This is a genomic window from Kribbella sp. NPDC050241 (genome assembly GCF_044459685.1).
Taxonomy (GTDB): Bacteria; Actinomycetota; Actinomycetes; order Propionibacteriales; family Kribbellaceae; genus Kribbella.
This window is the reverse complement of the sequence record NZ_JBITJE010000003.1, coordinates 657,217-668,659: the sequence shown is the minus strand read 5'-3', so window position 1 is coordinate 668,659 and position 11,443 is coordinate 657,217. Positions and strand designations below refer to the sequence as shown.

At 70.1% G+C, this 11,443-nt stretch carries 9 protein-coding genes; 4 read left to right on the top strand and 5 right to left on the bottom strand.

Annotated elements, in window-relative coordinates:
* Positions 1–35 precede the first annotated feature (35 nt).
* Positions 36–1,286: an MFS transporter gene (locus tag ACIBG5_RS17885; RefSeq protein WP_396392605.1), complete on the top strand. Its 1,251-nt coding sequence runs from the start codon at positions 36–38 to the stop codon at positions 1,284–1,286.
* A 6-nt stretch (positions 1,287–1,292) separates the two neighbouring features.
* On the opposite strand, the gene ACIBG5_RS17880 is transcribed toward ACIBG5_RS17885, so the two are convergent.
* Both ACIBG5_RS17880 and ACIBG5_RS17875 read right to left on the bottom strand, forming a co-directional pair.
* Positions 1,293–1,802: a hypothetical protein gene (locus ACIBG5_RS17880; RefSeq protein WP_396392604.1), complete on the bottom strand. Its 510-nt coding sequence runs from the start codon at positions 1,800–1,802 to the stop codon at positions 1,293–1,295.
* Positions 1,799–4,630, bottom strand: coding sequence for a hypothetical protein (locus ACIBG5_RS17875; protein ID WP_396392603.1), 2,832 nt, complete (start codon positions 4,628–4,630; stop codon positions 1,799–1,801). The genes ACIBG5_RS17880 and ACIBG5_RS17875 overlap by 4 nt, the downstream gene beginning before the upstream one ends.
* A gap of 104 nt (positions 4,631–4,734) precedes the next feature.
* On the opposite strand from ACIBG5_RS17875, the gene ACIBG5_RS17870 reads away from it, so the two are divergent.
* Both ACIBG5_RS17870 and ACIBG5_RS17865 read left to right on the top strand, forming a co-directional pair.
* Positions 4,735–6,717, top strand: coding sequence for a kinetoplast-associated-like protein (locus ACIBG5_RS17870; protein WP_396392601.1), 1,983 nt, complete (start codon positions 4,735–4,737; stop codon positions 6,715–6,717).
* Between the two features lie 72 nt (positions 6,718–6,789).
* Entirely contained in the window at positions 6,790–7,740 is a 951-nt protein-coding gene (locus ACIBG5_RS17865; RefSeq protein WP_131360044.1) for a DivIVA domain-containing protein, read from the top strand.
* Positions 7,741–7,797: 57 nt separating this feature from the next.
* Here the strand turns inward: ACIBG5_RS17865 and ACIBG5_RS17860 are convergent, their stop codons facing one another.
* A complete protein-coding gene (locus tag ACIBG5_RS17860) occupies positions 7,798–8,703 on the bottom strand; it encodes an A/G-specific adenine glycosylase (RefSeq protein WP_396392600.1) in 906 nt (301 codons plus the stop codon).
* A gap of 23 nt (positions 8,704–8,726) precedes the next feature.
* Between ACIBG5_RS17860 and ACIBG5_RS17855 the strand changes: the two genes are divergently transcribed.
* Complete coding sequence (locus tag ACIBG5_RS17855; protein WP_396392599.1) at positions 8,727–9,374, top strand: hypothetical protein; 648 nt, start codon at positions 8,727–8,729, stop codon at positions 9,372–9,374.
* Here ACIBG5_RS17855 and ACIBG5_RS17850 read toward each other — a convergent pair.
* Both ACIBG5_RS17850 and ACIBG5_RS17845 read right to left on the bottom strand, forming a co-directional pair.
* Entirely contained in the window at positions 9,345–10,871 is a 1,527-nt protein-coding gene (locus ACIBG5_RS17850; RefSeq protein WP_396392597.1) for a DHA2 family efflux MFS transporter permease subunit, read from the bottom strand. The genes ACIBG5_RS17855 and ACIBG5_RS17850 overlap by 30 nt on opposite strands.
* Entirely contained in the window at positions 10,847–11,419 is a 573-nt protein-coding gene (locus tag ACIBG5_RS17845; RefSeq protein ID WP_396392596.1) for a PadR family transcriptional regulator, read from the bottom strand. The genes ACIBG5_RS17850 and ACIBG5_RS17845 overlap by 25 nt, the downstream gene beginning before the upstream one ends.
* Positions 11,420–11,443 lie beyond the last annotated feature (24 nt).

Here is an 11,443-nt window from a genome sequence, read left to right as displayed (position 1 = left end):
GTGACGATTCGCGGCGCCGCGTCGTCGTACGGGACATGAGTGAGCTGACTGGGCCCCGATGGTTGGCGGCGCTGCGTGGGTATCCGGACTTCCGGCGGCTCTGGGGCGCGCACCTGGTCTCCGCGCTGGGCACGGGAGTGACCGTGCTAGCCGTCCCGTTGCTGGCGGCTGTGGTGCTCCACGCATCACCGCTGGAGGTCGGCATCCTGACGGCGCTGAACGCCGTACCGCATGTGCTGTTCAGCTTGGTGGCCGGCGCACTGATCGATCGGTGGCCGCAACGGCCCGTGCTGGTTCTCACCGACTTCGGCCGCGCGCTCTGTCTGGGCGCCGTACCGGTCCTCGGCCTGTTCGACCTGTTGTCGATGCCGGTGCTGTACGGCGTTGTCTTCCTCGTGCAGGCGCAGACGGTAGTGAATGACCTGGCCTCGGCGTCGATGGTGCCGCGGGTGCTTCCGTCCGCGATGCTGGGCGCGGGGAACAGTGCCATCTCGGTCAACGGTTCGGTGGCCGGCATCGCGGGGAACGGGCTGGGCGGTGGCCTGGTCCAGCTCGTTGGCGCCACTGTCGCGCTCGCCGTCGATGCCGTGTCGTACGTCTGCTCCGGGGTTCTGCTGCTGTTCCTGCGGTCGCCCGAGCTGGTGGCAGCGAGGATCAGTGGGCGGAGGGGGATCATCGGCGACATCCGGAGCGGCCTGGCGTACGTGCTGAAGGATCGGGTCCTGGTCGCGCTATGCCTGTCGTCCGGCATCGGGGCGTTCGCGGTGGCGATCCGGGACTCGTCGCTGGTGCTGGCCCTGGTGCGTGAGCTGCACTTCTCCGCGGGACTTGTCGGCCTGCTTGCGATGCTCGCCGGCGTGGGCGGGGTGGTCGGAGGGCTGCTGGCGAATTGGGCGGCCACCCGCTTCGGATTCGGCCGCTCGGTCATGGTCGCGATCCTCACGACGGCGGCCGCGATCGCGCTGCTGATGGCGCCGTTCGGCGTGGTCCCCGCTGTGCTGGTCGGGATCGGACAGTTCGTCGGCGGGGTGTCCGGCGCCGTGTACACGATCGGCCAGCTGACTATGCGCCAGTTGGTCACCCCGCCGGACCTGCTCGGGCGCGTGAACGCCGTACGACGGTTCCTGGTCTATGCGCTGTTCCCGGTGGGCGGTCTGGTCGGCGGGCTCGGTGGAGCCCGGCTGGGCAGCCGGTCGATGCTGCTTGTCGCTGCCGCCGTCATGGCGATGTCTGTGCTCCCGCTGATCCGCGGCAACGTGGCGGGCGCCGAGGGACATCCGCGGTAGGTGAGATCAGCGGGTACGACGGAGGCGGGTGATCGTTCGGGCAAGGGCGGATGGGGTCGCGGGACGGGAGCTCGGGGTGAAGAACTGGGGGAGCGTGGTGAGGAGCCAGGTCAGCGAGGTGGCGAGGGCCACGGCAGGGCCGGGGGCTGTCCAGGTGTCGGTGGGCGTGGCGGGGTTGGTGGCCTGCCAAGTGGCGGCCAGGAAGAGCAGAGTGATGATCGTGGTGACGGCTGCGGTTGCCCGGGACTTGGCGCCGGGCTTCAGGAGCAGTCCGACGACTGTGGTGGCCAGACCGGCCAGCCAGGTGAAGGCCAGAGCCGGTTCGGTCTCGATGCCGAGCTGCCAGACGGACAAGCCAAGGCGCCGGCTGTAGGTCCACGGAAGCAGCAGGGCCACTCCGGTAGCCAGTGCGGCGAAGAGCGTGGCACGGGCGAACCACCGATGCTCAGCAGTGGCCAGCTCGCCTTCTGCCGCGTCGAGACGGCCGGGGAGATCCTCGTCCGGTAGCCCGGTCATGAGGCGTCCAAGCGGATCAGATCGTTGCCCAGCTCGAAGTAGAGCGCCGATCCGATGACCGTGAGGTGATCGGCGGCCTGCGGGACACCTTGGGTCGGCCCCGCGACGACCGTGATGCGTCCCGGCGCGTCCACGCGGACGAGGTGGCTGCCGTCGTACCCCCAAAGCTTGCCGTCGGGCCCGGCGAACCACGTCCCGTCGGCGGTCCGCTGCAACGCAGGTACGCCGGTCGCCGAGACAGGCCACCCGGTCGTCGAACCACCGAGCAGCGTGACCGACTGCCCGTCCGGCCCGACGAGCACGAGTCGCTCGCCCAGAACCATCGCCACCGCACCGGACAGCAACTGCACCAACCCGTCCGGCCGCAGCGTGCCCTTCACCTGGACGCGACGTACCGAGCTCCCCGGCCCGTAGAGGTTGTAGACGCTCGCAGTGATCGCAGTCACCAGCCGATCCCCGGCGGCCCCGGCGAACTCGGCCTTCTGATCACCCTGCACCGGCTGCGGATCGTGCACACGCGTCGTCCGGCCGTCCACCAGATGTACGGCGGTCTCCGCGCCCGGCTGATCGAGCAGGGTCCACCACACGCCGCCCTGACCGTCCGGAGCCCACGCGCGCGCCGCCAACGGCACTCGAACCCGAACCAGCCTCCCAGCGGCGTCCAGGGCCAGCTGAGAGCTCACGCCGACCGCGCCCGGCTGGCCATCCACCACAGGCACCGCCGGCACGTCGCTCGCCGTGTACGTCGTCGTCCCGGCAACCGGCGTACGCCGATCACACCGGCGATCAGGCGGCGGTGCAGCCGAGTACGCCGCGGCCGCCGTCGCCGCATCAGGAATCACCAGCACCTGGCCGCCCCCACCCGGTGACGCCCCGAGCACCACCGATCCGTCCGGCTTGGCCTCGATGCTTTCGACACCATCCGCTCCACCCGGCAGCTTCCGCAGTACGCCGTCCGGAGTGATCACCGACGTCGGGGCACCACCACCCAGCCAAAGGTTGCCCCGCACATCGACCGCGAATGCGTCCACGGTCATGGACGAGCTGGCCGCATCGCTGCTCACCACACAGCCCGCCGGCGCGATCCCGGTCAGCTGCTGCGGTTCTCCGCCCGGCCGGATGATCGCCAACCCGGTCTCGCTCGTACGCCAGGCCGTCGTACCGTCCGGGCCGCTGGAGACCTCGTTGCCTGGTGCACCGATACCCGGGTCGATCACGAAGTCCTTCAGCGCCATGCCCGGTCGCAGCTGGTTCGCGGGGATCTGCCAGGTGGTCGTCGAACCCGACACCACGATCGACCGGTCCGAGTTGCGGTGGCTGAGTGCGGGACCGATGCCGGTCGCAAGGATCTGCACGCCCGGCGTCACGTAGTACGTGCCGTTCTGGTTCTTGTGGCTGAGGCTCACGTCGGCCTGTGCCAGGTCGAGCGGCACGGCCAGGATCGCCCACGGCTTGCCGAGCGCTCCGCCGGCCAGCATGACCATGCGGTTGTCGGCGACGCCCCACAGTGCCGGCGGAGTGGCGCCGTGGTTCAGCGTCACCTGTGGCAGCGCGACTCCGTCCCGGTACGCGAACACCGTCGAGCTCTCGGATCCGGTCCGCCCCAGCAGCCATTGCCCTGGCGACCCGTCGAGCGTCCCGGCCAACGAATCCAAGGCATCCGGCGTACCGATGGACACCCGCATGCCAAGGCGGTCGACCAGTTGGCCACCGTGCAGATCCAGCAACCGGTGCGGCTTCCCGGCGGCTGTTTCGGGCGCATACCCGGCTCCTGTCGCCGACGGAAGCAGCAGCCCGCCGAGCAGCCCGACCACTGCCGCACCGGCAACGACTCGCAGGCCGCGCACACCCACCATGCCTGCGGCAACGAGTAGCAAGCCGAGTCCAAGCGCGGTCCAAGCACCCAGACCGGGCCGGTATCCCACACCATTTGGCAGCTTCGGTGGCAGCCACACCATGTGCGACAGGACCCCGGCAACCACCGCTGTCCCAGTGCCAACGGCCAAGGTACGACGTACCAAACCGGACGACAGCAACGTCGCGACCGCGAGCAGACAGATGGCGACGGCCCATGTCCGGGCCGACGGGATCTCCCAGAGTTGAGACCGGGCTAGACCAGCCTCGGCGGCCGTCGGACCGAGCGCCACCGGGTCGAGCAGTTCACGCCAGGACAGGACCGTGGAGGCCACCAGCAGTACGGCGAGGACGCCGGTGACCACCGGCATCAGCTGGAGCCGGAGCGAGGGCCAGTTGTCGACAGTGGTCATCAGTCGGACAAAGACTGCCCGCAATTCGGACTGGTTGAGAGGTTCTTCGGCGTCCTCGCCGGGCTCGTCATCGACGGGTGCGGGCGGGGCAGGCGAGCGCATCACCCAGTGCGCCGCGACCGCGGTCGCGATGGTCCCGCAGGCGATAGTGCCGATCACTGCCGGTGAGGTGGTGCAACCCGAGCGGCCCTGCCCGACCAGGCCTGTCCAGGTCGCCACGGTGACCAGCGCGATCGCCGTCGTACCGGTCCATCTGATCTGCCGGCGAAGCTGGAATCGGTCCGCAGACAAGCGATCCGCGAGCACAAGCAGGACCATCGCGACCGGCAGCACCAGGGCCGCACCGCGGCCGTTCACCGGCTGGGTGGTCGCCCGCCAGAGGTAACAGCCTGTGCCCACCGGGGCCGGGACGAGCACCGAGAGCACTGTGGCCACACTGAGACACGCCAGCGTGACGCCCTGCCACCCCGTTCGTCGTATGGTCCTGCGGTGCGTGATCTCATCGGTACGAAGAAGGGCCGCCGCGGCCTTCGATTCGGTGGGAAGATCGCGCAGCGGCATGAAAAGAAGTTACCTGCCACCCATGTACCGCGTTGTAACCCTGTGACCACGCTGATGGACCCGGACTGTCGGAAAGGGGGCCGGGGATGGAATCATCTCGTCGCATGGACGCGCCGCGTCTGCCACTGACCCAGGAACCGGTCGCCGACACCGGTTCCTTTGGCGTGCGGCAAGCGGGTGGCGTGCTCGAACGAGCCCAGCGGATCGCGGACACCCTGCGCGAGCAGGCCGAGCACGAGAACGACGTCGTCCGCGAGGAAGCCGGCCGGATCCGGGCCCAGAGCGAGCGGCTGCGGGCCGACGCCGAGGCAGCGGCGCAGAAGCTGCGGACCGACGCGAACGCCGCCGCGCAGCGCCTGCTGAACGACGCCGACCGGGCCGCCGACCAGCTGCGGAACGAGTCCGAGGCCGAGGCCGACCGGGTCCGCGCCGAGGCCGAGGCCACCGCCGAGCGACTCCGCGCCGAGTCGACCGCAGAGGCGGAGCGAGTACGCCGGGATGCCGCGGCCGCAGCGCAGCAGCTGCACGCCGAGTCGACCGGTGAAGCGCAGCGGGTCCGGGCCGAGGCGAACTCGATCGCGCAGCGGCTGAAGGCGCAGTCGGAGAGCGCGGCCGAACAAATCCGGGCCGCCGTGGCAGACGAAGTGGCCAGGCGCCGGGCCGAGTCCGAGGCCGCGGCCGAGCAGCTGCGGACCGAGAGCCAGGCGGCGGCCGACCGGTTGCGGGCCGAGTCGCAAGCGACGGCGGACCGGCGGATCGCGGCCGCCGAGGCCGAGGCGGCGCGGCTGAAGGAAGAGGCCGACGAACTGCTCGAGGACGCCCGGATGGCGCGGGAGTCGGCACAGCAGACGATCGAGCGGGCCGGTCGCGAGGCCCAGCAGCTGGTCGCCGACGCCGGCGAGCAGGCCGCGCTGGTCTCGCAGGCAGCGGTGCGCAACGAAGCCGACCTGATCGCCCGCGCCGAGACCGAGGCGAGTGAGCTGCGAGCGTCGGTGGAGTTCGCGGTCGAGGGCGCCCGGGAGAAGGCGCGGGTCGAGATCGCGGAGGCGCACGCGGAGATCGAGCGGTTGCGCGGTGAGAACCGGGCCGAGCTGGAGCGGCGGACCGCCGAGCTCGAGGAGACCGAGCGGGCCAAGCTGGCCTCGATCTCGCTCGAGATCGACAAGTTGCGGGCCGAGGCGGTCGCCGAGATCGCCGAGCACAAGGCCGCGGCCGAGGCCGGCAACGAGCGGCTGATGGCCGACGCCCGCGCGCAGGCCAAGCTGGTCGTCGACTCGATCGAGGCTGATCGCCGTACGGCGACGGCCGAGGCGCAGCGGATCGTCGAGGACGCCAACAAGGCGGCCGAGGCGGCGCTCGCGGAGGCCGAGCGGCAGACCAGCTGGAGCAAGAGGACAGTCGACGACCTGATCGGTGCGGCCGAGTCCGAGGCCGAGTCGATCCGGGCGCAGGCCCAGGCCGAGGCGACCGACGTACTGCGTCAGAAGCGGGCGCACATGCGCCGCGTGGTCGGTCGCACGACCAGCCGGCTGAAGCAGACCCAGGACGCCATCGCCAGGGAGAACGCCGAGCTGACCACGCTGGCCGAGACCACGCTGTCGACGGCCAGCCAGCAGGCGGAGGCGACGCTGGCGAGCGCCCAGCACGAGGCGGAGAAGCTCACCGCCCAGGCGCAGAACCGGGCGGACAAGCTGAAGGGCAACGCACAGACCGAGGCCCGCGAGATCGTCGAGCGGGCGATCCGCCGCGAGGCCGAGGCCCAGGCCAGCACACAGGTACTGCGGGAGCGGGCCGCCAACGATCTGGCCGATGCGCAGCGCCAGTCGCACGACCTGATCCGCAAGGCCCGCGCCGAGGCGCAGCAGCTCGAGGCGCAGGCCCGCGAGCATGCCGACGACCAGCGTGCCCAGGCCCGAAAACTTCTCGCCGACGCCGAGGCGAGGGTCGCGGCACTGAACCAGCGCCGTGATGAGATCACCAAGGAGCTCACCCAGCTTTCGGGTGTGATCGAGGCACTCGCTGTACCGGGATTCCGTCCAGGTGGTGGAATGTCATCCAGCGAGGGTTCCACGGGGGAATCAGGATGAGGACGTGACAGTCAGATCCTTGTCAGTGACAATGTGTGATCCACCCACCCACCGAAGTGAGCATCAGAAGACATGAGCAGTGAAAGCCCAACCCCGTTCCGGACCGTTCTGCGTGGCTACGAGCCTGCCCAGGTGGACCAGCACATCCGTGAGCTGACCACCTCGCTGACCGCGCTGCAGCAGCAGTCCGAGCAGCTGCAGCGCCACGTCCAGGAGTTGCAGCAGCGCACGGACGCCGCGGAGTCGGCGGTCATCTCCGCCCAGGAGGACAACAAGGACCGGACGCCCACCTTCACCGAGTTCGGTGAGCGGGTGGCGAAGATCCTGTCGCTGGCCGACGACGAGGCCCGTGACCTGGTCACCCGGGCCCGCACCGACGCCGAGGCGATCGTCGCCGACGCCGAGGCGCACGCCAAGAAGGTCCGCAAGGAGGCCGAGCAGTACTCCCTGGACTGGAAGAGCGAGGTCGACGCCGAGGCTGCCCGCATCCTGGAGGAGGCGCGCACCCAGGCCGACGACATGCGTGACGAGGCCGAGCGCGACGCGACCGCGCGCCGCAGCGAGGCCCAGGCGCTGTACGAGCAGGAGCGGGCCAAGTCCGCTCAGGCCGCGGCCGCCTTCGAGACCACCCTGGCCGAGCGCCGGGGCAAGGTCGAGCAGGAGTTCGCCGCCCGGACCGCGCTGGCCGAGCAGCAGCTGGCCGCCGTCACCGACCGCGCCGCCCAGGTGCAGCGCGAAGCCGACCGCTCCCGCTCCGAGGCGGAGCGGCTGGCTCAGCAGCAGCTGGCCGACGCGAACCGGCAGGCTCAGGAGATCGTTGCCGCCGCCAAGGACAAGGCGGAGCGGATCCGGGCCGAGTCCGAGCGCGAGCTCGCCGCCGCGACGCAGCGCCGGGACAGCATCAACGCGCAGCTGACCAACGTCCGCCAGATGCTGGCGACGCTGTCCGGCAGCCCGGCGATGCCGCTCGACCTGCTGGCCGACGACGACGAGCAAGCCACCACCGGCAGCAAGAAGAACTGAAACACCAGGCCGGCCCGAGAACCTCGGGCCGGCCTTTCAGTTCGAGTGACCGGTCGCTCAGTTCGGCAACCGGTAGCGAGCGCGCGGGAGCGGCTCGACCAGGCCGTCGGCCACGAGGCCGTCCAGCGCGCGCTCACGTTGGACCTCGTCATGCCAGCAGGCGTCCAGAGCCTTCTTCGGTACGGCGCCTGACTCGGCCCGCAGGACGGCCAGCAGCCGGCCGCGGACCTGGCGATCGGTGCCTTCGTAGGTCTGCCCTCTGCGCGGCGGACCGTCGTACGGCGGGCTTCCGGCGAGGACCCAGGCGCAGCGGTCGCGGATCGGGCAGTCGCCGCACTTCGGCGTACGTGCTGTGCAGATCAGAGCGCCGAGCTCCATCGAGGCAACTGCCCAGCGGGCCGCTGTCGGTTCGTCTGCGGGCAGTGCGGTCGCTGCCAACCGCTGGTCGGCCGCAGTGGGGGAGATGGTCGGCTGTGCGACGCCGGTGAGAGCTCTCGCGAGCACCCGGCGCACATTCGTGTCGACAACCGCGTGCCGCTGGCCGAACGCGAAGGACGCGATCGCTGCGGCCGTGTAGGTGCCGACACCGGGGAGGGCGAGCAGTGCTTCGTGGTCGTCCGGTACTTCGCCGCCGTGGCGCTCCACAATCGCCTGTGCCGCCGCGTGGAGCCGCAGAGCACGCCGTGGGTACCCGAGCCGGTCCCAGGCCCGCACAGCCTCGCCTGGCGGCTCTACAGCCAGGTCCACCGGCTTCGGCCACCGCTCCAGCCAGGCGTGGTACGCCGGCAGCACCCGATTGACCGGTGTCTGCTGCAGCATGAACTCACTGACCATCACCGCCCACGGACCGGCGTCGGGCTGCCGCCACGGCAGCACCCGGGCGTTGGCGTCGTACCAGCGCAGCACCGGCTCGTGCAGAGCGGTAGCTGCGGCGGTGAGCGGCGAGCCTGACTGGTCGAGCACAGAGCCGATATTAGGGTGCGAGCATGAGCAGCCTGCTCCGTCCGGTCGGGCATCTGCCCGCCAGCGTGTACTGGTTCCGCCGGGGACTGGTACTCGTCGTCCTGGTGCTGCTGTTCATCCTGGTCTTCCGGCTGTTCTCCGGTGGCGGTGACGATCCGCAGAACTCGGCCGCGTCCGGCCCGCAGCAGAACCCCAGCAGCGCCCCGCCGCCGACGCCGGTCACCACACCGACGGCGACACCGACCGACACGCCGGCCAGGAGCACGCCGCCGCCGACGCCGCGCGACACCAACTGCGAAGGATCCGACCTCCGCGTCGACGTACTGCCGGCGACCCGACGGATCGTCTCCGGGTCCGTGCTGAACTTCGTGGTCCGGCTCGACCCGGTCTCGGACGGGTGCAAGGCGAGTGTCGATCCCAGTCGGCTGACCGTGACGGTGACGTCGGGGAACGACCTGATCTGGACCACGACCCATTGTGCGCAAGCGATCAAGCGCGCCACCCTGGTGGTTGCCGAGGGCAAGCAAGCGACCAGTACCGTGGCGTGGAACGGCCACCGGTCCGGCCCCGGCTGCCTGCCGGGGCAGCCGGTGGCCAAGCCCGGTACCTATGTGGTCAACGCCGTTTTCGACGGCACTCCATCATCCGCGCAGGCCTTCCAGATCGTTTGATCCCGGTACGTCGGCAGGCCGCGCCATGTGCGACGGCTTGACGAACAGCAGCGCCGCGACCAGACCGATCAGCAGTACGGCGCCCGGCAGGATCAGTGACTGAGCCATCGAGTCACTGAATCCCTGCACCAGTGCCGGCGGCAACTTGCCTCCGGCAACAGCACCCTCGCCGGCAGGCGCACCACCTGGCAGGGCCGGCAGGTTGTGGGCCAGTCGCGACTCGATCAGTACGGCGATGCCCGCGCTGCCGAGGACGGCACCGACCTGGCGCGTCGTGTTGTAGACACCCGCGCCGGCTCCGGCCTGGTTCATCGGCAGGTTCCGCGTCGCGGTGCTGCCGATCGGCGCCCACATGAAGCCGTTCGCGACACCCAGCAATGCGATCGGCAGCAGCAGCTCCCAGATCGGCAGATCCGGCTCGATCACCAGGCTCAGCCAGAACATCGACACCGAGCAGCAGAGCAGCCCGAAGCCCGCGATGAACCGTGGCGGCGTCCGGTCGACCAGCCGGCCGACGAACGGCGCCAGCGCACCGGAGATGACCGCCATCGGGACCAGCAGCAGCGCGGCCTTCGTCGGGCTCAGGCCACGGACCGCCTGCGCGTACAGCATCAACGGGAACGCCATCGCGGTGATCGCGAACCCGACCGTGGTGATCGCGATGTTGGCCAGTGAGAAGTTGCGATCCTTGAACAAGCCCAGTGGCAGCAACGGCTCACCGCGATTGCGGGACTGCCAGATGACGAAGGCCGCCAGGAGCACCAGCCCGGTGATGATCAGCGACCAGACCGAGATCGGTCCCTTGATCTGACCCCAGTCGTACTTCTGACCCTCCTGGATCCCGAACACCAGGCAGAACAGGCCGGTCGTGCTCAACGCGACACCGATCAGGTCGAACTTGTGCGGGTGCGTCTCCAGGTTCGGCACCAGCCGCATGGCCAGCACGAAGCCGACCACCCCGACCGGCGCGTTCACGAAGAAGATCCACTGCCAGCCGAGACCGTCGACCAGGACGCCCCCCAGGATCGGGCCGACCAGGGTCGCCACGCCGGCCGTCGCGCCCCACAGACTCATCGCCCGGCCGCGCTGGTCCGGCGGGAAGATCCGGGTGATCACCGCCATCGTCTGCGGCGTCATCATCGACGCGCCGAGACCCTGGAAGACCCGGGCCACGATCAGCATCCCGATCGTGGTGGTGAAACCGCACCAGACCGAGGCCAGCGTGAACAGGGCCAGACCGGTCAGGTAGACCTTCTTCGGCCCGACCCGGTCGCCGAGCCGCCCGGTCACCAGCAGCGGTACGGCGTACGCCAGCAGGTAGGCGCTGGTCACCCAGAGGACGCTGCCGACGTCGGTGCCGAGATCGTCCAGGATCGCCGGGGTCGCGACCGACACGATGGTCGAGTCGACCAGGATCATGAAGAAGCCGAGCACCAGCGCCCACAGCGCCGGCCAGGGCCGAACCTCCGGCCTCACAGTTTCTTGCGGGGTTGCCATTCCAAGTCCTTGCTCTCGATACGTTCGATGACGGTGGCGAGCCAGTCGCGTTCCGCGGCGATCTGACTGCGGACGTAGGCGCCGCCGATCCAGTACGGCTCGTACACCTTCGCCGCCCGGGCGGCGCCGACCACTTCGTCCAGATCGGCCAGCCAGCGGTCCAGGTCCTCGACGCGGCGGCGGAACCGCAGCACCGCGTCCTCGGCGTCCAGGTTGTGTGCCTCGCTCAGCACCACCGGGAAGAGCGGGTACTCGTAGACGTACTTCTCGATACCACTTTCCACCCGCCGGGTCAGCGCTTCGCTGCCCTCCGGAGTGATCTCGTACGTCGTGCGTTCGGGGCGGTTGCCGGCGCGTTCGGTACCGATCGCGCGGACGAGGTTCTGCCCGGCCAGCCGCTCGACCGTGTGGTAGAGCGAGCCGGGGCGGACCTTGACGATCCGGTCGTTGTGCCGGCTGATGAGCAGTTGGTACATCTCGTAGGCGTGCATCGGCCGCTCCTCGAGCAGCGCCAGCACCGAGATCGCCAGCGGGGTCAGGTCGGCCATCGTCCTCCACCCGGAGTGTTCCGC

Coding starts and splice junctions, on each gene's coding strand:
- ACIBG5_RS17880 (WP_396392604.1), bottom strand. CDS start 1,802: ATGACCGGGCTACCGGACGAGGATCTCCCCGGCCGTCTCGACGCGGCA.
- ACIBG5_RS17870 (WP_396392601.1), top strand. CDS start 4,735: ATGGACGCGCCGCGTCTGCCACTGACCCAGGAACCGGTCGCCGACACC.
- ACIBG5_RS17855 (WP_396392599.1), top strand. CDS start 8,727: ATGAGCAGCCTGCTCCGTCCGGTCGGGCATCTGCCCGCCAGCGTGTAC.
- ACIBG5_RS17850 (WP_396392597.1), bottom strand. CDS start 10,871: ATGGCAACCCCGCAAGAAACTGTGAGGCCGGAGGTTCGGCCCTGGCCG.
- ACIBG5_RS17865 (WP_131360044.1), top strand. CDS start 6,790: ATGAGCAGTGAAAGCCCAACCCCGTTCCGGACCGTTCTGCGTGGCTAC.
- ACIBG5_RS17875 (WP_396392603.1), bottom strand. CDS start 4,630: ATGCCGCTGCGCGATCTTCCCACCGAATCGAAGGCCGCGGCGGCCCTT.
- ACIBG5_RS17845 (WP_396392596.1), bottom strand. CDS start 11,419: ATGGCCGACCTGACCCCGCTGGCGATCTCGGTGCTGGCGCTGCTCGAG.
- ACIBG5_RS17885 (WP_396392605.1), top strand. CDS start 36: ATGAGTGAGCTGACTGGGCCCCGATGGTTGGCGGCGCTGCGTGGGTAT.